Genomic DNA, 23,962 nt, shown 5'->3' on the forward strand with positions numbered 1-23,962 from the left:
TGCCATCGATGGCGGGTGGCGTGGCGCAGGCGCTCAGCGCAGCCGCCAGCAACAGGCCCAGGGTGATTCTGTTGATCATCTTTCCGCTTCCTTATTCGACATGGTGTTGCTGGGCAGCCGGGTGCAGTGCATGGCCGTGCTCATGCCCCATGGGCGGCTGGGCGATCGGGTCCAGATGCGGCACTTCGCCGTGCAGCTTCAGTGGCCGGTTGCCGGACAGACGGCGCATCAGCACATAAAACACCGGGGTGAGGAACAGCCCGAATACGGTGACACCTATCATCCCGCTGAACACCGCCACGCCCATGGCATTGCGCATTTCCGCGCCGGCACCTTGCGCCAGCACCAGCGGCAGCACGCCCATGATGAAGGCCATCGAGGTCATCAGGATGGGGCGCAAGCGCAGGCGGCTGGCTTCAATGGCGGCCTGCAAGGGGCTGCGTCCGGCAAACTCCAGCTCGCGGGCGAACTCGACAATCAGGATGGCGTTCTTGGCACTGAGGCCCACCAGCACCACCAGGCCGATCTGGGTGAACACATTGTTGTCGCCGTGGCTCAGCCACACGCCGGCCATGGCCGCCAGCAGCGCCATCGGCACAATCAGGATGATGGCCAGCGGCAGCGCCAGGCTTTCGTACTGCGCCGCCAGCACCAGGAACACCAGCAGGATGGCGATGGGGAATACCCAGCTGCCGGAATTGCCCGCCAGGATTTCCTGATAGGTCAGCTCGGTCCACTCATAGCCAATGCCAGGCGGCAGGGTTTGCGCGGCGACGCGTGCCACGGCCTCTTGTGCCTGTCCGCTGGAATAGCCGGGCGCGGCACCGCCGTTGATGTCAGCCGCCAGAAAGCCGTTGTAACGCATGGCCCGTTCCGGCCCGAAGCTGGGCTTGACCTTGAGCAGGGCCGACAGCGGCACCATGCTGCCGTTGGCCGAGCGCACCTGCAGCTGGCCCACGTCTTCCGGCCGCGCACGGAAGTTGGCATCCGCCTGCACCCGCACGGTGTAGGTACGGCCAAACTTGTTGAAGTCGTTGACGTACAGGCTGCCCAGATAAATCTGCATGGTGTTGAACACGTCGGTCACCTTCACCCCCAGCTGCTGGGCCTTGCTGCGGTCCAGGTCAGCCAGCAGCTGCGGCACGTTCAGCTGGTAGCTGGTATACAGCCCGGCCAGCTCCGGCGCCTTGGCGGCACCGGCCATGAAAGCCTTCACTGCCTTGTCCATGGCCTCGTAACCCAGGCCGCCACGGTCTTCCAGTTGCAGCTTGAAACCACCGGTGGTGCCCAGCCCCTGTACCGGCGGTGGCGGGAACATCACCACAAAGGCGTCCTGCAACTTGCCAAACTCGGCATTCATCGCCCCGGCAATGGCATTAGCGCTCATGGCGTTGCCACGCCGCTCCTCGAAGGGCTTGAGGGTGACAAACACGATGCCGGAGTTGGCACTGTTGGTGAAACCGTTGATCGACAGGCCGGGGAAGGCAATGGCGTGCTCCACGCCCGGTATCTTCAGCGCGATGTCGCTCATGCGGTGAATCACCGCATCGGTGCGGTCCAGCGTGGCACCGTCCGGCAACTGGGCAAAGCCGATCAGGTACTGCTTGTCCTGCGCCGGCACAAAGCCACCCGGAATGCTGTGGAACAGCCCGGCGGTCAGCGCAGCCAGCCCAGCATAGATGGCCAGCATGACAAACTTGCGGCCAATGGCCTGCTTCACGCCCTGGCTGTAACGGGTGGCACCGCGGTTGAACAGGCTGTTGAAGCGGTCGAAGAAACCACCCAGCCAGCGGTCCATCTGGCGGGTCAGCCAGTCTTGCGGCGCATCGTGGCGTTGCAGCAGCAAGGCGGCCAGTGCCGGCGACAGCGTCAGCGAGTTGATGGCGGAAATCACCGTGGAAATGGCAATGGTCAGCGCAAACTGCTTGTAGAACATGCCGCTCAGGCCGCCGATAAAGGCCAGCGGCACGAATACCGCCACCAGCACCAGCGCAATGGCGATGATAGGGCCGGATACTTCACGCATGGCGCGGTAGGAGGCCGCACGCGGGTCCAGCCCGGCCTCGATGTTGCGCTCCACGTTTTCCACCACCACGATGGCGTCATCCACCACGATGCCGATGGCCAGCACCAGTCCAAACAGCGACAGGGTGTTGATGGTGAAGCCAAAGCCGTGCATCACCGCGAAAGTACCGACGATGGACACCGGCACCGCCAGCAGCGGAATCAGCGAGGCACGCCAGGTTTGCAGGAACAAAATCACCACCAACACCACCAGCGCAATGGCTTCCAGCAGGGTATGCACTACCGATTCGATTGACGCACGCACAAACTGGGTGGGGTCGTAGTCGATGGCGTAGTCCACCCCTTCCGGCATGGATTTCTTCAGCTCGGCCATGGTGGCGCGCACCTGGTCGGAAATCTGCAAGGCATTGGAGCCAGGGGCTTGCGATACCGGAATGGCCACCGCCGCCTTGTTGTCCAGCGTGGAGTGCAGTGCGTATTCCGACGCGCCCAGCTCGATGCGGCCCAGCTCACGCAGGCGCGTTACCGCACCGTCGGCACCGGTCTTGACGATGATGTCGCCGAATTCCTGCTCGGTTTGCAGGCTGCCCTGCGCGTTGATGGGGAATTGCAGCTGGATGCCCTTGGCACTGGGCGAGGCACCGATGCTGCCGGCCGCGGCCTGCACGTTCTGCTCACGGATGGCGCTCACCACCTCGCTGGCCGACAAGCCATGCATGGCCACTTTTTGCGGGTCCAGCCAGATGCGCATGGAGTAATCGCCCGCGCCATACAGCCCCACCTGCCCCACCCCGCTGATGCGTGCCAGCCGGTCACGCACATTGAGAATGGCGTAGTTGCGCAGATAGGTCATGTCGTAGCGGCCATTGGGCGACAGCAGGTGCACCACCAGCGTGAGGTCCGGACTGCTCTTGATTGTGGTCAGGCCCAGGCGGCGCACGTCTTCCGGCAGGCGCGGTTCGGCCTGCGCCACGCGGTTTTGCACCAGTTGCTGCGCCTTGTCCGGATCAGTGCCGATCTGGAAAGTCACCGTCAGCGTCATCAGGCCGTCGGTGGTGGCCTGGCTGCTCATGTACAGCATGCCTTCGGTGCCGTTGATGGCTTCTTCCAGCGGTGTGGCCACCGATTCGGCAATCACCTTGGGGTTGGCACCGGGAAACTGCGCTCGCACGATGATTTGCGGCGGCACCACTTCCGGGTATTCCGAAATCGGCAACACCCGCAAGGACAGCAGGCCCGCGAGGAAAATCAGCAGCGACAGCACCCCGGCAAAAATCGGGCGGTCGATGAAGAATTTGGATAGGTTCATGAATGTCTTTCGCGTGGAAATCAGCTATTGGCCGCCGCAGTGGCCGGGGGCTGCATCGGCACCATGTGCGGCGCTACCGCTGCGCCCGGCTGCACTTTCTGCAGGCCGTCCACAATCACCCGTTCACCGGCACGCAAGCCGGCGGTGACAATGCGCAGGCCATCGACACTGGCCCCCAGCTGCACCTGGCGGTAACGTGCCTTGCTGTCCTTGTCGACCACCATGACAAAGCGCTTGTCCTGATCGGTGCCGATGGCCTGCTCGTTCAGCAGCAGCGCCGGATGACGCTTGGCCTGCCCCAGCCGGATGCGCACGAACTGGCCGGGAATCAGCACGCCGTCGCGGTTATCCACCGTGGCGCGCAGCTTGACCGTGCCGCTCTTGCCATCCACCTGGTTGTCCACCAGTTGCAGCTTGGCGGGGAAGGTTTGCGCGGTGCTGGTGGCGACCTGCAGCGGAATGTCACCCAGCCGCGCACGGGCAGCGCCGGCATCCGGCAGCTCGGCCAGCGCCTTGTTCACGGTTTCCTCGTCGGCATCAAAGCTGGCATACACCGGGTTTACCGACACCAGCGTGGTAAGCACCGGCGAATCCGGCCCGGCCGATACCAGGTTGCCGGTAGTCACCAACAGCTTGCCCACCCGGCCGGATACCGGCGCGCGGATGGCGGTGTAGCCCAGGTTCAGCCGTGCCGTCTGCAAGGCGGCCTGCGCGGCCTTCAGGCTGGCATCGGCGGCGCGGCAGCGTTGTTGCGCTCGTCCGCATCGCGCTGGGCAATGGCGTGGTCGCCAGCATGCGGCTGGCGCGTTCCTGCTCGCTGCGGGCGAATACCAGCTGGGACTGGGCGGCGGCCACCTGGGCGGCGGCGCGGTCCACCTCGGCCTGATACGGCGCAGGGTCGATAGTCACCAACAGGTCGCCGGCCTTCACCAGCGCACCCTCACGAAAGTGCACGGACTGGATGGCACCGGCCACGCGCGAGCGCAGCTCCACTCGTTCCACCGCCTCCAGTCGGCCGGAAAAATCCTGCCAGGTGCTGACTTCCTGCTGCACCAGCAAGGCAGCAGATACAGGAACAGCCTGGCTGGCGGCAGCCGGGGCATCCGCCTGCACTGCCTGGCTGTGCAGGCCAAGCCAGGCCGCCGCGCCAATGGCAGCCAGCACGGCAAAGGAAATGGCAGTCATGGCCAGCGGTCGCCGGCCCTTGTTGGGTGGGTTCATGTGTTTGGTTCCGTAAGGTCAGCACAGATGGCCAGCGCAATACGCGTGACCGGTCAGGTAAGGCGACGCAGTGCCTGTGCGGGCTGGCCGCATTGGCGCTGTCTTGTTGTCGGGTGAACACGGCACAAGGGCCGGCACATGCCAGCCGGGTATTCACCGCTTGATCAGGGACGCAAATGTATCAGCTGGGATTTTGCTGAACTAGATGCAATTTCATGCATGCCATTGTGAGATTAATTCATCAATGACAGCGCAAGCTGCAAGGAAGACAGCGCGATGGGGAGAGTTATGCCTGGCCGGCGTGGTAACGCAAGGCATCCACCAGCAGCATCAGCGCACGCGAAGACTGGCGGCGGCTGGGGTAGTAGAGATGAAAACCGGGAAACACCGCGCACCACGGTTGCAGCACTTCCTGCAGGCGGCCATCGGCGAGATAAGGCTGTACATAGTCACGGGCGGTATAGGCAATGCCCATGCCGGCCAGCGCGGCATTCAGCATCTGCGGCAGGGTGTTGATGATGAGCTGGCCACCCACCCGGATGGAAAACTTGTGCGCGCCCTGCTCGAACTCCCAGGCGTACAGCCCGCCATAGGTGGGCAGGCGCATGCTGATGCAGTTGTGTTCGGTCAGCTCGCGCGGGTGTTCTGGCACACCATGGCGGGCAAAGTAGGCTGGCGTGGCCACCACGGTGGTCTGGATATCCGGGCTGATGCGCACGGCAATCATGTCACGCGCCACCTGGTCGCCAAAACGGATACCGGCATCAAAGCGCTGCGCCACAATGTCGGTCAGCCCGTAGTCGATGGACAGCTCCACCTGCACATCCGGGTAGTCCGGCAGGAGCTGCGCCAACTTGGGCAGCAGGTAGTGCTCGGCGGCAAAATCGGTCGCGGTGATGCGGATGCTGCCCGCCGGTTTGTCACGCTGCTCGCGCAGTACCGACAGCTCGGCTTCGATTTCGTCCAGCCGGGGGGCAAAAATGGCCAGCACCTGCTCGCCTGCCGTGGTCAGCGCCACACTGCGGGTGGTGCGGGTAACCAGACGCATGCCCATGCTTTCCTCCAGCGCGCGCATGGTGTGGCTCACCGCCGAGGGCGATACACCCAGCTTGGCCGCCGCACGGGTAAAGCTGCCTTCGCGGGCTACCAGGACAAAAGTGCGCAGGTCATTCAGGTTTTCACGGGCCATTATTGAAATAATCTCATTTGGACTGGCGCATTATTTTGCAAGATGGCGCAATGCGCCAGCACAATCTGCCATCTTCGCCGGTGGCCCGCTTGCTGAGCCCGGCAAGTAGCAACATCAACCAGCCAGACCATTGCCGCAACACATCTCCCGCTGGTCATGCGGCGCACTTGCACCTGAGCAGCCCGCGCAGCTAGAATGAGTAATTACTCACTTACTTTCCTACCCATGGCCCTCCCTCGCAGTGAAGAAAAACGCATCGCCTTGCTGGCATCTGCCGCCGACATCATGGCTGCGCAGGGGCTGGGTGCGTCCACTGCGTCGATCGCCCGTGGTGCTGGCGTGGCCGAAGGCACGCTGTTCCGCTATTTCGCCACCAAGGATGTGCTGTACAACGCGCTCTACACCCACCTGAAGCTGGATCTGGCTGCCGCACTGCGCCAGCACATGGCCGTGCACGACAGCCTGGACGGCCAGGTGCGTGCGCTGTGGGATGCCTACATCGACTGGGGCGTGAGTAATCTGTCCTTTTTCAAGACGCTGAACCAGCTGGTGGTATCGGACAAGGTAACCGATGAAACCCGCTGCACGGTGGCAAGCCAGCTGTCAGACATCAAATGTGTCGCCCAGGCCTGCTCCGACAACAACGGCCTCTCCGCCCTGCCCGGCGGCTTTGCCGATGCCGTGTTCATGGCGCTGGCGGAAACCACCATCCAGTTTGTGGTGCGCGATCCGGCCAATGGCCAGGCCTACAAGAGCGCCGGATTCCGGGTGTTCTGGTCCGGCTCGGTGCGCTGATAATTGCACCGGTTTTTTTGCCCAATTAATGAGTGAGTACTCACAACAGGATTGTGCCATGCACTATGCGCGACTGGGCCTTGGCGGCCCCACCCTCTCCCGGCTGGCCTGTGCAGTACCGCGGCCAGACCCGGCCTGCCCGGATGCCGCACAACAGGCAGCCCGCGGCATAGCCCAGGCACTGGATGCCGGCATCAATCTGTTTGATGCCACCAGCTGCATGGACGGCATGGCGGAATCGCTGCTGACCAAGACGCTGGGCAAGCGCCGTGCCGAAGTGCTGGTCAGCAGCCGGCTTGGCGCGCGGCGCAACGGCACCCACAGCCACCCCGGCCTGTCGCGCAGCGATATTGCATGGTCCATCGAGCAAAGCCTGAAACGGCTGGGCAGCGACTGGCTGGACCTGTGCGTGGTACCGCATGAAGACCCGTACACGCCGCTGGAAGAAACCCTGCAAGCGCTGGACGACATGGTACGGGCCGGGAAAGTCCGTTATCTGGGTTTTGCCAACTGGCCCGCCTGGAAGGCGGCCAAAGCGCTGGAATTGCAACAGCGTCACGGCTGGGCACCCTTCTGTTTTGGCGAGCTGCACTACGCCCTGAATACTCGCAGCCCGGAGCGGGAAGCCATTCCCATGCTGCAAAGCTATGGCCTGGGGCTGATTGCCAAGACCAAGCCAAGCGGCCTTAAGCCCAGTCAAGGTCACGCCAGCTGCCCCACACTGACAGACAGCCCGCGCAGCAATCACCGGCTGGCCGAACTGTTACGTGACATTGCAGATGGTCATCAGGCCAGCGCCACGCAGATTGCGCTGGCCTGGCTGCTGGCCCGCGATACGGTTTCCAGCATCGTGCCGGCATTCAACAGCACCATGCAGCACACAGATGTCCTGCACGCCACCACCTTGCAGCTGTCCGCCACCGAATTGCTGCTACTGGATGCCGCCAGCGCCCCCACCCCGCTCTTGCCGGACTGGTTTGCGCCGCAGGAGCAGATGCCGGCAGCGCAGGGCGAGCTGGCAAGAAGCTGCGCCTGAGCCCGCTGCAAGCCATTTCATTTCCCTCACCAGGAAGAACCTCATGCCCACCTTGAACACAGACCAACCGGTAGTCGAAGCCGGCCAGCCATCCCCGGCGGCAGCCTGCTGCGCGACGGCCGCTATCGCAACGCCCAGCCACGCCGCGCAGGCGGGCTGCGCGACACCCTGCGCATCATGCTGCGCTTTTTTACCGACAAATCACCGCAGGCTGTACCCGCCCAGCCGATACAGCCACTGCCCCTGAGCCCGGCCGACCTGGCCGCTGCACCAGACCACAGCCTGTGGCGGCTGGGGCATTCCACCGTGCTGTTCAAGCTGGATGGTGCTTTCCTGCTGACCGACCCGGTGTTCGGCCAGCGCGCTTCGCCTTTTTCTTTCATCGGCCCCAAGCGCTTCCATGCGCCGCCCATCGCGCTGGATGACTTGCCACCGCTGGATGTGGTCATCATCTCCCACGACCACTACGACCATCTGGACCGCAGCACCGTCATTGCCTTGCAGCAGCGAACCAAGCTGTTCATCACCCCGCTGGGCGTAGGCCAGCGCCTGCAGGACTGGGGCATTCCGGCGGATAAAATCCACCAGCTGGACTGGTGGCAAGGGGTGACGGCCGGGCCGCTGCACATCACCGCCACCCCGGCCCAGCACTTTTCCGGGCGTGGCCTGCGGGATGGCAACCGCACCCTGTGGGCGTCATGGGTGATTGGCAGCAGCCAGAGCCGGGTATTTTTCAGTGGCGACAGCGGTTATTTCGACGGCTTCCGCCAGATTGGCCTGCGCCACGGCCCCTTCGACCTCACCCTGCTGGAAAACGGTGCCTACAACGAAGACTGGGCCGATGTGCACATGCACCCCGAGCAAACCCTGCAAGCCCATCTCGACCTGCGTGGCGAAGTGCTGATACCCATCCACAACGGCACCTTCGATCTGGCACTGCATGGCTGGACCGAACCGCTGGAGCGCATCAGCACACTGGCCGCCCGGCACGCAGTCAGCCTGCGCACGCCGCGCTTTGGCGAGCGGCTGGATATCCTGCACCCCGCCCAGACCCAGCCGTGGTGGCGTCAGAGCGAAGCTGGCAGACCACGCCTTGGCGCAATAGCCCACCCCGACCCACTGCCGGAAACAGACTGAACAGCGCCAATATCAACCCTGCGGCCGGACAAGACAAAACGTCCCGCTCGCGCCTGCACGCGAGGGGACGTTTGCGTTTACGGTTACAGGATCAGAATTCCTGAACGGTCGGGCGCAATACCACTTCGTTGATGGCCACATCTGCCGGCTGTTCGATGACGTAGGCAATGGCGCGGGCAACCGAATCGGCCGGGATGGCTTCTTGCTGATAAAACGCCACGATTTCCTCACGGCTGGCCGGGTCGCCGGAGCCGAACTTCAGCTCGCTCTCCACGGCACCCGGCTCGATGGAGGTCACCCTCACCTTGCCGGCCAGCTCCTGGCGCAAACCATCGGAAATGGCGCGCACGGCAAACTTGGTGCCGGAATACACCGTGCCGCCCGGCGCAAACACCTTGATGCCGGCCACCGACGAAATATTGATCACATGGCCACCGCCCTGCTGCTCGAACAAGGGCAGAACGGCGGCGATGCCATACAGCACGCCCTTGATATTGATGTCTATCATGCGGTCCCACTCGTCGCTGCGCAGTTGCGACATGGGAGCAATGGCCATCAGACCGGCATTGTTGACCATCACGTCAACCCGGCCAAAGGCAGCACGACCGGCCTCCACCAGCGCCTGCACATCCTCCTTGCTGGTGACATCGGTCACCGCATGTACTGCCTCGCCGCCAGCCTGGCGGATATCCTCCACCAGAGCCTGCAGGCGATCGCCACGGCGTGCGCCCAGTACCACCCGCGCACCCAGCGCCGCCAGGTGACGGGCCGTAGCTTCGCCCAGCCCGCTGCTGGCACCCGTAATCACCACGACTTTTCCTGCGATTCCATTCGACATTGCTTGCTCCATGTGATGGCGGGTCCGCCCCGCCTTGCATCGCAGTATCCATCAGCAGAAAACACCAATAAATGAAATTGTTTGCACTTTATAATGACAAAAAATGGAATAAATCAGCGACGGGAGCCAAACCATGTTGAACCGGCTGGAAATGCTGCGCATCTTTTGCGTGGCCGCGGAATGCAGCAGCTTCAAGGAAGCGGCACAGCAACTGGGCAGCTCGCCACAGGCAGTAACCCGTGCCATCAAGGAACTGGAACAGCTATTGGGCGAAGTACTGTTCTACCGCAATACCCGCCATATCCGCATTACCGGCTTTGGCGCCAGCCTGGCAGTGCGTGCCAGGCAAACGGTGCGGGATATGGACCAACTGTTCCAGCATCAAGGCCCGCAGGCGGCGGATGAAATCAGCGGGCTGGTGCGGATAACCGCGCCGGCCGCCATCGGGGATGCCTATCTGACACCGGCGCTGGCCAGCCTGCTGCCCTTGCATCCCGGTTTACGGGTGGATTTGCGCCTGTCCGACGTGCTGAGCAATACGGTGGACGAGCAGATCGACATCGGCATCCGGGTGGGCTTCATGCGTGACAGCCGGGTGATTGCCCGCGCCGTGTGTCCGGTGCCGTTTCACATCGTGGCCAGCCCGGCCCTGCTGGCCCGTTGCGGCACCCCCAGCACGCTGGCCGAGCTGGAAGCGCTGCCGGTAACAGTGAGCCTGGACCCGAATACCGGCAAACCCTGGCCGTGGTTTCTGGCCGGTGAACAACAGTGGCAGCCGCCTGCCCCGGTATTCATGGCCAGCGATACCCGCGCCGAATGCCAGGCCGTGCTTGGCGGCATCGGCTTTGGCCAGCTGGCCGGTTTCATGGCCGCGCCGCTAATCGCCAGCGGTCAGCTGCAAGCGGTATTGCCGCAGCTGGCCCCAGCGCCATGGCAGCTTTATCTGTACCGACCGCAGCGCGGGCCGGTACCCGCCCGTATCCGCGCCGTATTCGACCACTTGCTGCAACACTTCAGTCAGGCCGCGGTTTTCCGCTGAATCCACTGCGGCACACACACCGCCCCGGTCACAACATGAAAACGGCGCAACATGACAAGGGCTCAACATGACAAGGGCGCAGCCAGGCCCCGCCCGGACTGCGCCGCTTTGCTTCACATCACCTTTATTGCTGCTGTTTGCGATCCTGCTCGCACTCTCCCCACATGGCATTCAGGATGCCCAGCGATACGGCAAAACCGATACCCAATACCCAAGCGAAGTACCACATGCTGCTCTCCTCTCAATACGCGCTGTGATTGTTTTCCCGCACATAGGCGGCGGTCACCTTGCCGCCCATCACCTTGTAGGCCCAGCGGGTGTACAGGATGATCAGGGGCATGAAGATCAGCGTGGCCACCAGCATCAATTCCAGCGTGAGCTGGCTGGACACACTGTCCCACACCGTCAGGCTGGACGCCGGATGGCTGGACGATGGCATCACAAAGGGGAACATGCTGACCCCCGCCGTACCGATCACCCCAGCCAGCCCCACGGCGGAGGCCCAGAAGGCAGCAAAACTGCGGCCATTGCGCAAGAGCAGCATGGCCACAATACAGCCCAGATAGCCGGTGGCCGGCAACAACATGGCCAGCGGCCAGCGCTGGTAATTGCCCAGCCATGCCCCGGCGGCACGGCTGACGGTTTTGGCCAGCGGGTCCGGCAGCGCATCCGGCTGTATGGCCGAGCTGATCACGTAACCATCAATCCCCCGCGCCAGCCAGATGCCCGCCAGGGTGAAACCAAGCAGCCAGATCAGCCCCGTCACCCGCACCCAGGCTTGCGCACGCTGCTGGATAGCGCCCTCGGTGCGGTGCGCCAGATACACCCCGCCGTGGAAGCTGATCATGGCGCTGGACACCACGCCGCACAGCAGGGCAAACGGGTTGAGCAGACCCCAGAAGCTGCCGTCGTAGGTGGAGAGCAGATTGTTGTCGAAATGAAAGGGCACGCCTTGCAGCAAATTGCCAAAGGCCACGCCAAAAATCAGCGGCGGCACCGTTCCGCCGACAAACAGGCCCCAGTCCCATACCGAACGCCAAGTGGGGTTGTCTATCTTGCTGCGGTAGTCAAAGCCCACCGGGCGGAAAAACAGCGCCCACAACACCAGCAGCATGGCCCAGTAAAAACCGGAAAACGCCGTGGCATACACCAGCGGCCAGGCGGCAAAAATGGCGCCGCCACCGGTGATGAACCATACCTGGTTGCCATCCCAGTGCGGGCCGACGGTGTTGATCACCACCCGCCGTTCGGTATCGTCCTTGCCGACAAAGGGCAGCAGCGTGCCCACACCCATATCGTGACCATCCATGATGGCAAAACCGACCAGCAAGACGCCAACCAGCAGCCACCAGATCACCTTCAGACTTGCATAATCCAGCATGATTATTCCTTTGTGCTGTGCACGAAGCAGCACAACAGCCCTGCCGCAATACAGCAGCAGATGTGTTGTAAGCCGATATCAGTGAGCGGTTTCATTGTCGTAGCGGCCGGTGCCCAGGCTACCCGGCCCCTGACGGGCAAAGCGCACCATCAGCATCATTTCCACCACCAAGAGCACGGTGTAGAAACCGACAAAACCCGCCAGCGAACCGTACAGCGACTCCACCGACAGGGTGGACACCGACAGCCGGGTGGGCAGCACGCCGTAGATGGTCCACGGCTGGCGGCCGTACTCCGCCACCACCCAGCCCAGTTCGCAGGACAGCCACGGCAGCGGCAGGCAGCACAAGGCCAGCTTCAGCAGGCGCGGACGGTGCTGGAAATCCCCCTTGAGCGAAGCCCAGAACGACCAGCCGAACAGCAGCAACATGGCCATGCCCATGCCCACCATCAGGCGGAAAGACCAGAACATCGGTGCCACGCGAGGAATGGTGTCGCGCGCGGCGGCATCAATCATCTGCGGAGTGGCGGTGGCCACATCGGCGGTGTACTTCTTCAGCAGCAGGCCAAAGCCCAGATCCTGCTTGTGCGCTTCCAGCACCTTTAGCGCAGCACTGTCCTTACCATTGCGCCGCACGGCTTCCAGCGCCTGCACCGCCAGCATGCCGGACTGAATGCGCAAGCGGTTTTGCGCCATGATTTCGTGGATGCCGGGAATCTGCTTGCTGACAGAGCGGGTGCCAATAAGGCCCATCACCCAGGGAATGCTCACCTGCCAATCGTTTTCCATGCGTGTTTCATTAGGCCAGGCCAGCAGGTTGAACGACGCGGGGGCCGGCTCGGTATGCCACATGGCCTCGATGGCGGCCAGCTTGATCTGCTGCGCCTCGCCCACGGTGTAACCGGACTCATCACCCAGCACAATCACCGAACAGACGCTGGCAAAGCCAAACGCCGCGGCAATGCGGAAGCTCTTGCGGGCAAACTCCACATTGCGCCCGCGCAGCAGATACCAGCTGGAAATGGACAGTACAAACATGGCCCCGGTGACATAACCGGCGCTGACGGTATGCACGAACTTGGCCTGGGCATCCGGATTGAACAGCAGCGCAGCAAAGTCGGTCATTTCCATGCGCATGGTCTGGTAGCTGAATTCCGCGCCCACCGGGTTCTGCATCCAGCCATTGGCAATCAGTATCCACAAGGCCGACAGATTGGTGCCAATGGCCATCAGGATGGTCACCAGCAAATGCTGCTTGCGCGACAGGCGGTTCCAGCCAAAAAAGAACAGGCCGATCATGGTGGATTCCAGAAAGAAAGCCATCAGCCCTTCAATCGCCAGCGGCGCGCCGAAAATATCGCCCACATAATGCGAGTAATACGCCCAGTTGGTACCAAACTGGAATTCCATGGTGATGCCGGTGGTCACCCCCAGCGCAAAGTTGATGCCGAACAGCTTGCCCCAGAAACGGGTCATGTCCTGATACACCTGCTTGCCGGTCATCACCCATACCGCCTCCATGATGACCAGCATCCACACCATGCCGATGGTGAGCGGCACAAACAGAAAGTGGTAAAGCGCCGTCACGGCGAACTGCAGTCGCGATAAATCGACGACATTATCTAGCATTGTTTTTCTCCAGTTGTTGGCTGCTTTGTGCCGGATTCAGCACCTTGCCGGCGACGGAATCGGCATCTACCGCCACGCGGTAAGGCGCGATGAATGCCTTCCAGATGATCAGCAGCAGTACCAGCTTGATACCGATGATCCAGGCCAGCTCACGGCTCAGCTTGCTTGATGTCTTTTTCATGGGCTGATTCCCGTTGTCAGGGTAAACAGAGCCACACCGGCCATTCCGGTTGGGCCCACCCTGCCTGACAGCGCTGATTGCAAGTGCCATGCCAGCAGCCAGAGGGCGAAAATTCGCTGTATTGGCGGCATTTTCCGGGCTAACATGACATTTTCGTCATGTCATTTACGTCACCATGTCACCACTGACCACCGCAGCCAGCCTGGACACCATCAGCCGCATGCTGGATGAACTGGACGAGCCACGCATCGTCATTACCGAACAGTTTGAAATCCTGCATGCCAACCCGGCGTATCAAGCCCTGTATGGCCAGGTGGTGGGTCAGCGCTGTCATGCGGCATCCCATGGCTATCAGCGGCCTTGCAATGAAGAGGGCGAATCCTGCCCGCTGCAAATGACGCTCAGCAGTGGCCAGCCGGAACGGGTGCTACATATTCACCGCACCGCGCATGGCGAAGAGCATGTGGATGTGGAATTGATGCCGTTGGCCGACATCAGCGGGCACCGCCATTTGTTCATCGAGAAAATGCAGCACCTGCCGCAAGCCAGCAGCCAGCCGGTGCCGGACAAGATGGTGGGACGCAGCCCGGCATTTCGCAGCATGCTGCTACTGGCGCAACGCGCGGCCCCGTCCCGCGCCGCGGTGTTGTTGATTGGCGAATCCGGCACCGGCAAGGAAGGCCTGGCCCGTGCCATCCACAATAGTGGCGGCGATGCCAGGCGGCCATTCATTGCCGTGGACTGCGCCAGCCTGACCGAAACCCTGCTGGAAAGTGAATTATTCGGTTATGAGAAAGGCGCGTTTACCGGCGCACAGCAGCGCAAGCAGGGCCTGGTGGAAGCGGCCGATGGCGGCACACTGTTTCTGGATGAAATCGGTGACTTGCCCTTGTCGCAGCAGGTGAAACTACTGCGCTTGCTGGAAAGCGGCAGCTTCCGCCGGGTGGGCGGCATCCACAGCATACCGGCCAATTTCCGCCTGATAGCCGCCACCCATCGCGATCTGGCGCAGATGGTGGCCGAAGGAAGCTTCCGCGCCGACCTTTACTATCGGCTGGCCGTGTTTCCCATCCGTCTGCCGCCGCTGCGCGAACGGCGCGAGGACATTCCGCTGCTGGCCGCCGCCCTGCTGGAACGGGTGGCGCCGGGCCGTCAGTTGCAACTGGACGCCGACACCCGGCAATGGCTGGTAGAGCAAGCCTTCCCCGGCAATATCCGTGAACTGCGCAACCTGCTGGAGCGCGCCAGCCTGCTGAGCGACGGCGAGCAGATCAGCCGCGAGCACCTGAATGCGCCATCCGGCCTGCAAAGCAACTGCATGCCCCGGCCCGCAGCACTGGTACCGATGCAGCCCTTCCAGTGCGGCCTGCTGCCATTGGCCGAAGTACAGGCCCGCTATCTGCAATGGGCGGTTCGCCACAGTCAGCTGGGCCGCAAGGAACTGGCGGCCCGCCTGCAAATCACCGAACGCACGCTATATCGCCAGCTGGCGGCGCTGGAAAAGAAAACCCCCACCTGATGGGCGGGGGCAAAGAGAATGCAACCTTGGTGAAGCAGTCTCAAGCAATCTTTGTTCCAGCGGGCCGGGCCGCCAGGTGGCGCAGCCGGGCCAGACACAGCAGTCCGGCTCAACAAGCAGCCTGGCAATCAGCCGCGGCCAACAGCCAGGCCGGCCTGCTGCGAAAGGCAATCAAAAAGGCAACATCCTTTTGAATACATTGCGTTTTTCCATCATCACATGCGCCACACCACCGGCAATGTGCAGGCCGATCAACATGGCCAGCAGATAAGCACTTACCGAGTGCAACTCGCCGAACAAGGACGACAGCTCGCGGTTCTTCTCCATCAGTACCGGCAGCTCCACCGTATCAAACAGCACCAGCACATGGCCCGCCGCATTGGTTTTCAGCCAGCCGAGCAAAGGCACCAGCACCATGCCGGCATACAGCAGCGTGTGCGCCAGCTTCTCCACCCGGTATTGCAAAGACCCGGTCTCGTTCACCGAATCCGGCATCTGCTTGCGGTAGGCAAAACGGCAGAACAGGCGCAAGGCTGAAAATACAAGCACCAGCACACCAATGGAACGATGCAGGTCCAGCAGCTCGGTTGCGTCATCCAGCAGCCAGCCGGTGACCAGATTGGCTGCAATCCCGCCCGCAACCAGCCAGTGCGCCAGGATGATCAGCAAGGGGTAGCGCCTGGCCGATTGCCCTGCATGGCCTGAGGAAGCGGATAGTTCTCCGGACATTTCCATCAACGCTCTCCTTTCAATTCAGATAGTTATGGTATTTTTTCTTGATCGGATTGACGTCACTCAAAGCGGATTTGGCTCCCGCCAGATTATTCGCCTTAATTTGCGTATCAACCGCAGCAAGCTGAAATTGCAGTTTCTGCATACCTTCCTTGTACAAGGCCGGGTCAGCCCGCCAGGCCTGTTCGCCGGCCAGCTTGGCATCGTTCTGCAAGCGGGAGAAATTCTGGGAAAACTCAGGCATGGATTTGCTGGCCATCGCCTGCTGCATAGCCACTTTCATGTCTTTCATCAGTTTCTTCACTTCACCGGCCTGTGCAGCAGAGGCCAGAGAGACAGACAGCAAGGCAATGGAAAGCACGGCACAGGTTTTTTGCATGAAACGAGACATTGTGTACCCCTTCTGGATGGATGGGGCCATGTTAAAAGGCAGTGCTTAACGCAAACTTAAAGCCGCGCAATGACAAAAAAAGGGTAAATCCGGCATGGCCGCCAGCACCTGCCATCGCACTGCGCACCCCGGCCTGCCTGACACAGCGCTGTTCTACCGTCCGCAATACAGCAGAGGCCCCACCCATCCTAGGTGGATATGCGTATCGTTCATTCATGACAGATTCATTAGAATCATGCAGCTTCATGAACAGATGGCCCGCACTGCACATGCCTGCTAACCCGCCAGGCCTGGCAGCATCCCAATCGCACAGTACCAATATTCAGTCGCGGCACCCCGCGCACAGTACGGTCAGCCATCACGCCGGTGCAAACGCCGCCTTCATACAGAACAATGGATTGAACCCACATGCGTCTGAACTCTGCCTTCGGTCACAATAAAAACCAGAAAACAGTCAACAGCTGGCTGGAGCGGCTACCAAGGGGCGATTTGCGTGGCAGCGGTGAACAACTCATCGAGATACACGGCTTCATTTGCCAGAATGCCGTACAGCCCGCACAGCGGCTGGCGCTGCAACAGCAATTGTTCGATCACGTTTGCCGCTGGCTGCACCAGCTGGAAATCCAGTTCAGTGAAAATGCCTGCAACCACCCTGCCCTGCGCCTGGCCCGCATGGGCAGCAAGGTTTTGCAGCACCTGCTGGAACCGCTGCTGCAAGACCTGCGCAGCACACTCAGCAGCCGTCCGCTGCTGACCTGGCGCAGACGCGCCTTGCAACAACTGACACTGGCACTGTGTGTGGCCAGGCGCTATGCCAGCTTTGCCCTGCGCTGTCATGTGGAATTGAATGGCAGCTTCTGGCTGGCCACCCACTACCTGTACTACAACGCCAGCCAGCACAACTGGTTGCAGCATCAGCTGCCCGACGGTCAAAGCATCCTGCACGGTTACCACCAGCTCCAGCTGATGGGCATCACCGATGGCAAGAACCTGAGCCCCAGGGAAGTCGAAGCCACCCTGCTGTGGACTGCGCGCCTGGCGGACAAGGTGGCGCTTCAGCCACTGCCCACCGCCGACACAGCCAGGGCCGGACATCTTTACTTGCTGGACCTCACCCGTGGCGCCCCTCCGCAATTCCTGCTGGAAACCGACGCCCTGCCCCAGCGCGAACACTGCCTGTCCTGCGACCTTGGCGCAGCCATTGGTGTGCTGAAGACCCATACCAGCCAGGCCGGCATGCCCGGCCGCGATGCCTTGTCGGTCATCGTCGCGCAAAGACTGATGGATGGCTGGCAATCGCCGCGCCGGCGCCGTCATCAGCGCCAGGCCGTAATGCAGTCCATGGCACTGATCGCACAAATGCGCTCCATCCGCCAGATACTCGGCGGTGGTGCCGTCCGGCCGGACATGCAGGCCAGGCTGCGCGACCGCATGCCGCCATCGCAGATATCCATCTTCCAGGCCATCAACAAGAGTGAAAGCGGCTTGCTGCTACGTGGCGACCCGGGTTACCAGTCACTGAAAATCGGCGAACTGCTGCTGATTGCCGACAAGCAGGCACATCGCACCCCATCGCTGTATGCCGTGCGCTGGACCGCGGTATCCGAACATGCCAATGAAGTCTCCTGCGGCGCAGAACTGATAGGCAGCGACCCGGAAGCAGTCGATGTCAGCCCGCTGGCAGCCGGCCAGCATGCCTGCTATCAGCCAGCGCTGCGCCTGCCCGCCGCCAATGGCGATCATAATGCCGACCTGCTCATCATCCCGGGACACTCCTTGCTGCGCGGCAAGGAATTCCGCCTGCGCGACCAGCGTGGCGAACACCGGGTGAAGGTAACGCGCATGCACATGAATACCGGCCTGTATCAGGCCATGGAATTCCAGCTGGCAAGCTAGGCGTCGCTAACAAAAACCTGCCGCTGTGTTGCGCCCTCTTACCATACTTTTATCTTGGGCCTGCGTCAGCCTGCATTGCCGCAGGCGCGCTACGCAGCCTCCCTGGCCGCTTCAAGAGCAAAAAACCTGCTCGCCGTAATGGCTGCAAGGCATCAGGCAGCGCAGCCTGCACCCGGCAACAGCGCACCTGCGTCAACCGCTCTAACCGGGCAAACGGGCAGCAACAAGCCGTCACCAGCCAGCAAACGACCTGCCAAGCGGACAATCGCCGCCATCCCGTCCCAATCGCTGCCCGGCACGTGACGAAACAAACCATCCTCACCAGACAGCATTGCAGCAGCTCAGAACTTTCCCAGCCGGCCCGCCTCCAATCACGCCATCCGCCAACAGGCCCTGCCGTATAATGAGCCGCCCGCCAGCACAGTAGGCCGGGCAGCCAAATCAAGGAGCACCCACCCGCATGTGGAACAGATTCACCAACCTGGGCGACCTCGCCGTCATGCTGCCGCTGGCCGCCACCATTGCCGTCTGGCTGGCCGCGCAGAAGCAATTTTCCAGCAGCCTGCGCTGGCTACTGGCCTTCGGCAGTGCCGGACTGCTGGTCGCCATCAGCAAGATCGCCTTTATCGGCTGGGGCATAGGCAGTAGCGATTTCGACTTTACCGGCATCAGCGGCCACACCATGCTGGCCTCCGCCACCCTGCCGGTACTGCTATACCTGCTCAGCCGCGCCTGGCTGCCACGCCACAGCACCCTGGCCCTGGCCATCGGCTGGCTGGGCGGTGCTGCCATTGGCTACTCACGCCTGGAAGTCCACGCCCATTCGTTGTCAGAAGTGGTACTGGGGTTTACCTGTGGTTTACTGGCCAGCAGCTGGTTTGCCAGTAAAACTGCAGAACGCTACAGCAGCAAAGCGGCAGTCTGCCTGCTGATACCGGCGCTGGTGGTATTCAACCTGCAATTTGGCAACAAGGTACCAGGGCAGGACATCATCACCCGTATTGCACTATTTGTTGCCGGTCACAACCACCCATTTGAAAGAAAAGACCTGAAAATACAAGCCAGAATATTTACAGAAAAACAGCAATCCACAATAAATGCTGGTAATTAGTACTCCGAGTTGGTTCACAAAACGTAATCAGACCAGTTGCCACCTATTTGTCAAACAGCCTTGAATTACTGAAACAAAGTCGCAACAGAAATTACCCACGTCAAGTAATCTGGAATTTTTAGTGCAGAAAATGACTGCCGCTTGAAATACAAATCACAACACACTGAATTTTGGATAAAATAAGAACAGCAATAACATCCCCCAACACGGACCAGACACCCCAATTGTCATGACCAACTCCATTCTCGTCACAGGTGGCGCCGGCTATATTGGCTCACATACCGTCGTTCAGTTGCTAGAGCAGGACCATCACGTAACCATACTGGACAATTTCAGTAATAGTTCGCCTCAGGTGCTCGAGCGCATCCAGCGCATTACCGGCAAGCAAGTGGCACTGATCAAGGCGGATATCAGGGACCGGGAGTCAGTTCGTGATGCATTCAAATCCCGCCAGTTTGATGCAGTCATCCATTTTGCTGGCCTGAAAGCAGTTGGAGAGGGCGAAGCCTTTCCGCTTAAGTATTACGACAACAATGTGACGGGCAGTCAGGTATTGCTGGAAGAAATGCTGCAAGCCGGAGTAAACCGTATTGTATTTTCCTCATCGGCTACGGTTTACGGCGCCCCTGGGCAAACGCAATACCATGAAAATCTGGAACTGGCACCCATTAATGTATATGGCCGTACCAAGCGCATTGTCGAGGACATGCTGCGGGATACCAACAAAGCCCAACCCCAGCTGCGGATCGCCCTGCTGCGCTATTTCAATCCGGTTGGAGCACATCCATCAGGATTGATTGGTGAAGACCCCAACGGCATTCCAAACAACCTGATGCCGTTTATTGCCCAGGTTGCTGTTGGCAAAAGAGAAAAACTTTCCATCTTCGGTAACGACTACCCCACACCGGATGGCACAGGCATGCGGGACTTCATTCATGTCCAGGACCTCGCATCCGGCCATCTGGCAGCACTGAATTATCTGGCGGAAAACGACAGCCCCCTGATCGTCAACCTGGGAACAGGCCGCCCCTACAGCGTACTGGAAATGGTCAATGCCTTTGGCAAGGCATGCGGCAAGGACATTTCCTATCAGTTCTCCCCCCGCCGCGCTGGTGATCTGGCTGAATACTATGCCGACCCTGCCCTTGCCACTTCCCTGCTGGGCTGGACAGCCAAACACGGCATAGAGGAAATGTGCATGGATACCTGGCGGTGGCAGTCAGACAACCCTGATGGATATTAATAACAAAAAGCCGGCTCAACAGCCGGCTTTTTCAATTCAAGGGCAATCTACAATATCCCTTCCAACCACAATCACTCAAAAATATAGCGAGAACAATGCAAAATCTAATTCAAGCTTCGTTTCAAATATTGATCATATAGCACTCTACTTCCATTCAAATTCAAATGACCGTAGTCACCATTACGATACAAGGGCACACCATTCAACGACAAAGCACACTGACCAGATTTACACAATGCATGATATGTATCCAGCACCTGAACATGCGGGAATTTACCTACCAGATCATTTAAAACCGGCATAAATTCATCGTATCCAGCAATCGACTCTTTCAAGGAAAACGAACATTCCTTACGATGCGGGAAATATAAATTATTATACAGATCACAGTTTACAAGCCGCTTTGGCATATAGGGGATATCATTAAAAAGAACAACCTGCTTACCGGTTTTTACCAAACTGCCAACGGTATCCGCCAACCTCGCAGCAAATTCGTCTCGCACGAACCCATGCGGGCCGGGTAAATTACTATCAACATTATTATAAGCAGACCAGGCAGCCGACAGATAAACAATATTTATTTCCGGGTGAGACAGCAAATAGTGCATTATTTTTTTATTGCGCCGTGCACAAACCTTGTCTGTTTCGCGCAGCGCAATATCACCAGGCAATACAGCCATTTCACGCAATGGTGGGCAGGTGCTATATGTTGCATCCTGTACAGCAATGCCATGATCCTTACCAATACGATCAACAAACTCAATCATTTGATATGCATGGGAGTCACCCCACAAAAAACCTTTTTGCTTTGCTTGCTGAAGTGGTGCACCCACATTGCACAACTGCGGGTCTGTCACCTCTGTCTTACCCCAGCATTTTTCGGCCCGGGGCAAGTCCCACACAGTCGATTTTGCACTGTCATATAGCTTTTTCATTTGATTTGGGTACAGAAACGACATTTCATTTGTCGATTTAGCCACCAAAAGCAAGACCATGCTTAATAGCAAAGGGGAGCCAAGAAACACCAGAATGGCCCGAATATTTGGCATCACCATATACCGTAGTGGTGTCTCGACAAACCGGTAAGTAATATAGGCCAGCAAATAACTAACAACAAAACCCGATATAACAAACACAGGAATTGCAATATCAAAGCGACGCAGTAAAAAGTAAACCGGCCAATGCCACAAATAAAGGCAGTATGATAAACGCCCCAAATGCGTCATGATCCTACTGGTAAAAATATTTTTAACCACCAGCGATCCGGGCGCGACACAAATACACAATGCTGCAGAGAAAACTGGTAGCAGAGCATACAATCCCGGGAAAGGCGTATTCTTATCAAAACTCAACACACAAAATGCAAGACATGCTAAACCAAAAAACATTGCCATATCATTGACAACAGATTTCCTGGCAAGCAATCGCCCATGCACATTCAACAATGCCAACATCACGCCGGGGACAAACTCATACACTCTTCCAAAGAATGAGAAATAAGCACCACCGACATCACGCGACAATGAAAATACGGCCCAAGCCAAAGAAGCAGTAAAGACGGCTGCCATAAAAGAAACAACATGGCGACCAAAAAAACGAATGGCCAAATAAAGCGCCAACGGAAGAAATAAATAGAACTGCTCCTCGACCGAAAGAGACCAGATATGCAGCAAAGGAACTTCATCCGCCTCGGCCGCGAAATATCCGACATTATTGGCTTGATAATAATTGGACAGAAATACAAAAATTGATGCAATGTTCTTTATATTGGCATACAGCCGATCCGGCGTAGCAAACAACACCGAAACCAACACGACAAAAAAACACACCACCAATAGTGATGGCATTAATCGCTTGGCACGCTTTGCATAAAATGCAAGGATTGAAAATTGCCCGGATTCAATCTGCTTGGCAATAATGGATGTAACAACAAAACCGGAAATGGTGAAAAATATATCAACACCGACATATCCACCTGATGCAAACGACAGACCTGCATGACACAGCATCACCAGCAATACTGCCAATGCACGCATCCCATCAACATCATACCGATAAGTAAAATTGTACATCACACCACCTGAATTATTATTCATCTTAAATAATCTATTACAATCAGCTCAACACCAACCTACCGAGACGGGTTCGCATCATCATGCCTGCAATTCTGTCCGAAAGAAAAAACATAACCAGCGATGCTGCCGGAATGGCAAACACAGCGAACACCGGAGACCATGTCAGATTCATCTTCCGTGAAAAAATCAAAAATACCGGATGAATCAAATACACACCAAAGGTATTACGTGCATACTTGCTGATGCCTGAATAATTGAACAGGCCATTTTTTGCCATTAGAAAAACAGAAATTGACATGACAATAACTGGCGGATTCAAATAATCATAAAGCACAAGCCATGCAGCGCGACCATTTATTACAGAACCACTTCCAGCCGACACAAACAACACCACCCAAGCAATCAGAAACAGAAGTAGCAACACCCTGTTAGAACACACCCATCTGGCACGATTCAAATACAAGCCTGCCACATAATACCCAAGAAATGGCAGAAATTTCAGCAGAAAAAACTCTGGCTCCAACCCGAAAAACAAATTCAAAACTGCTGCTACAAACAAACACAAAGCCAGCACCAGCAACCCCAGCTCACTCACCGCATTGACGATCAATTTCAGGAATGGAGTCACTGCATACATGCCAACCAGCATGTAGACATACCACAGGTGGGCGAAGGGTGTGCCAGTGAATATGGCATCAGGAATGCTTCCCAAAAAGAAATTCCTGTTTGTAGCAAGCCTGACCAGAATGAAAAAAATACTCCAGAAAACCAAGGGGTAAGCCAGCCTTGCATATCGCTTCTGGTAAAACTGCAGGCTGTCATCCTGCTTGCCATCCAACAACAATGCACCGGAAATCATGACAAATACCGGCACCGACCATCGCGCAAAAGAATCAAATGCATTACCTACCCACCAACTCGGGTCTTGATGATCGGCAATGTTAAGATCATAAATACCAGATACATGAACCATAATGACAGCCAAGGCTGCCAATACCCGCAAACACTCGATGCTGATATTTTTCTGCGCCATGTTTGTGACAAGAACCCGTAAAAGACAAAAACAAGACGATGCCTGACTGGAATTCAGGCATCCGTCGTCATCCATCAGCTTAAGCCTTGACGATGTGGTCGGCGGGTTCCAGATACTTGCCACGGCTGTCGACGATCAGCTGGGCATGTTGCTTCAGCAGCGTGTAATCGAACTTGTCATGG

The 23,962-nt window shown here is 58.7% G+C and carries 19 protein-coding genes and 2 pseudogenes; 8 read left to right on the forward strand and 13 right to left on the reverse strand.

Translation table 11 applies throughout. The features are described from left to right. Positions 1-205: 205 nt before the first annotated feature. The 4 genes and pseudogenes from AWT75_RS18090 to AWT75_RS18100 all read right to left on the reverse strand — a co-directional run. Positions 206-3,334: pseudogene (locus AWT75_RS18090) on the reverse strand (efflux RND transporter permease subunit); the annotation flags it as partial. Between the two features lie 20 nt (positions 3,335-3,354). Then, positions 3,355-4,035, reverse strand: coding sequence for an efflux RND transporter periplasmic adaptor subunit (locus tag AWT75_RS22310; RefSeq protein WP_239689649.1), 681 nt, complete (start codon positions 4,033-4,035; stop codon positions 3,355-3,357). Positions 4,036-4,219: 184 nt separating this feature from the next. Beyond that, a pseudogene (locus AWT75_RS23175) lies at positions 4,220-4,555 on the reverse strand (hypothetical protein); the annotation flags it as partial. A 286-nt stretch (positions 4,556-4,841) separates the two neighbouring features. Beyond that, positions 4,842-5,744, reverse strand: coding sequence for a LysR family transcriptional regulator (locus AWT75_RS18100; RefSeq protein ID WP_062790980.1), 903 nt, complete (start codon positions 5,742-5,744; stop codon positions 4,842-4,844). A gap of 225 nt (positions 5,745-5,969) precedes the next feature. On the opposite strand from AWT75_RS18100, the gene AWT75_RS18105 reads away from it, so the two are divergent. The 3 genes from AWT75_RS18105 (at position 5,970) to AWT75_RS18115 (ending at position 8,712) form a co-directional block, all read left to right on the forward strand. Then, positions 5,970-6,539, forward strand: coding sequence for a TetR/AcrR family transcriptional regulator (locus tag AWT75_RS18105; protein ID WP_062790982.1), 570 nt, complete (start codon positions 5,970-5,972; stop codon positions 6,537-6,539). A gap of 58 nt (positions 6,540-6,597) precedes the next feature. Beyond that, positions 6,598-7,575, forward strand: a complete 978-nt coding sequence (locus AWT75_RS18110) for an aldo/keto reductase (RefSeq protein WP_062790984.1) — start codon at positions 6,598-6,600, stop codon at positions 7,573-7,575. Between the two features lie 177 nt (positions 7,576-7,752). Continuing rightward, a complete protein-coding gene (locus AWT75_RS18115; protein ID WP_082696194.1) occupies positions 7,753-8,712 on the forward strand; it encodes an MBL fold metallo-hydrolase in 960 nt (319 codons plus the stop codon). 91 nt (positions 8,713-8,803) lie between these two features. On the opposite strand, the gene AWT75_RS18120 is transcribed toward AWT75_RS18115, so the two are convergent. Beyond that, the gene (locus AWT75_RS18120; protein WP_153013378.1) at positions 8,804-9,550 is read right to left on the reverse strand and encodes an SDR family oxidoreductase; all 747 of its coding nucleotides are present in this window, start codon (positions 9,548-9,550) and stop codon (positions 8,804-8,806) included. Positions 9,551-9,683: 133 nt separating this feature from the next. On the opposite strand from AWT75_RS18120, the gene AWT75_RS18125 reads away from it, so the two are divergent. Next, positions 9,684-10,589, forward strand: a complete 906-nt coding sequence (locus AWT75_RS18125) for a LysR family transcriptional regulator (protein ID WP_062790992.1) — start codon at positions 9,684-9,686, stop codon at positions 10,587-10,589. Between the two features lie 124 nt (positions 10,590-10,713). Here the strand turns inward: AWT75_RS18125 and cydX are convergent, their stop codons facing one another. The 4 genes from cydX to cydP form a co-directional block, all read right to left on the reverse strand. After that, the gene (cydX, locus tag AWT75_RS21025; protein ID WP_082696195.1) at positions 10,714-10,818 is read right to left on the reverse strand and encodes a cytochrome bd-I oxidase subunit CydX; all 105 of its coding nucleotides are present in this window, start codon (positions 10,816-10,818) and stop codon (positions 10,714-10,716) included. Between the two features lie 12 nt (positions 10,819-10,830). Further along, the gene (cydB, locus tag AWT75_RS18130; RefSeq protein WP_193394105.1) at positions 10,831-11,970 is read right to left on the reverse strand and encodes a cytochrome d ubiquinol oxidase subunit II; all 1,140 of its coding nucleotides are present in this window, start codon (positions 11,968-11,970) and stop codon (positions 10,831-10,833) included. A gap of 78 nt (positions 11,971-12,048) precedes the next feature. After that, complete coding sequence (locus AWT75_RS18135) at positions 12,049-13,599, reverse strand: cytochrome ubiquinol oxidase subunit I (protein ID WP_062790994.1); 1,551 nt, start codon at positions 13,597-13,599, stop codon at positions 12,049-12,051. Beyond that, positions 13,589-13,780 carry a cytochrome oxidase putative small subunit CydP gene (cydP, locus tag AWT75_RS18140; RefSeq protein ID WP_062790996.1) on the reverse strand — a complete coding sequence of 64 codons (192 nt, stop codon included), beginning with the start codon at positions 13,778-13,780 and terminating at the stop codon, positions 13,589-13,591. Before cydP ends, AWT75_RS18135 begins: the two co-directional genes overlap by 11 nt. A gap of 175 nt (positions 13,781-13,955) precedes the next feature. Here cydP and AWT75_RS18145 point away from each other — a divergent pair, with 175 nt between their 5' ends. After that, positions 13,956-15,299 (forward strand): sigma-54 interaction domain-containing protein, encoded by a 1,344-nt coding sequence (locus AWT75_RS18145; protein WP_062790998.1) that lies wholly within the window; start codon positions 13,956-13,958, stop codon positions 15,297-15,299. A gap of 171 nt (positions 15,300-15,470) precedes the next feature. On the opposite strand, the gene AWT75_RS18150 is transcribed toward AWT75_RS18145, so the two are convergent. Together AWT75_RS18150 and AWT75_RS18155 are read right to left on the reverse strand one after the other, a co-directional pair. After that, a complete protein-coding gene (locus AWT75_RS18150; protein WP_082696196.1) occupies positions 15,471-16,034 on the reverse strand; it encodes a cytochrome b in 564 nt (187 codons plus the stop codon). Between the two features lie 13 nt (positions 16,035-16,047). Continuing rightward, the gene (locus AWT75_RS18155; protein ID WP_204377100.1) at positions 16,048-16,452 is read right to left on the reverse strand and encodes a cytochrome b562; all 405 of its coding nucleotides are present in this window, start codon (positions 16,450-16,452) and stop codon (positions 16,048-16,050) included. 378 nt (positions 16,453-16,830) lie between these two features. Between AWT75_RS18155 and AWT75_RS18160 the strand changes: the two genes are divergently transcribed. The 3 genes from AWT75_RS18160 to galE all read left to right on the forward strand — a co-directional run bounded on the left by AWT75_RS18160 (position 16,831) and on the right by galE (position 20,672). Then, entirely contained in the window at positions 16,831-18,318 is a 1,488-nt protein-coding gene (locus AWT75_RS18160; protein WP_062791002.1) for a hypothetical protein, read from the forward strand. Positions 18,319-18,778: 460 nt separating this feature from the next. Then, positions 18,779-19,429: a phosphatase PAP2 family protein gene (locus AWT75_RS18165; RefSeq protein ID WP_062791004.1), complete on the forward strand. Its 651-nt coding sequence runs from the start codon at positions 18,779-18,781 to the stop codon at positions 19,427-19,429. A 229-nt stretch (positions 19,430-19,658) separates the two neighbouring features. Continuing rightward, positions 19,659-20,672: a UDP-glucose 4-epimerase GalE gene (gene galE / locus AWT75_RS18170; RefSeq protein WP_062791006.1), complete on the forward strand. Its 1,014-nt coding sequence runs from the start codon at positions 19,659-19,661 to the stop codon at positions 20,670-20,672. A gap of 104 nt (positions 20,673-20,776) precedes the next feature. On the opposite strand, the gene AWT75_RS18175 is transcribed toward galE, so the two are convergent. Both AWT75_RS18175 and AWT75_RS18180 read right to left on the reverse strand, forming a co-directional pair. Next, positions 20,777-22,768 carry an acyltransferase family protein gene (locus tag AWT75_RS18175; RefSeq protein WP_082696197.1) on the reverse strand — a complete coding sequence of 664 codons (1,992 nt, stop codon included), beginning with the start codon at positions 22,766-22,768 and terminating at the stop codon, positions 20,777-20,779. A gap of 19 nt (positions 22,769-22,787) precedes the next feature. After that, complete coding sequence (locus tag AWT75_RS18180; RefSeq protein ID WP_082696198.1) at positions 22,788-23,855, reverse strand: acyltransferase; 1,068 nt, start codon at positions 23,853-23,855, stop codon at positions 22,788-22,790. Between the last annotated feature and the right edge of the window lie 107 nt (positions 23,856-23,962).

This window comes from Aquitalea pelogenes (assembly GCF_001515305.1).
Classification (GTDB): domain Bacteria; phylum Pseudomonadota; class Gammaproteobacteria; order Burkholderiales; family Chromobacteriaceae; genus Aquitalea; species Aquitalea pelogenes.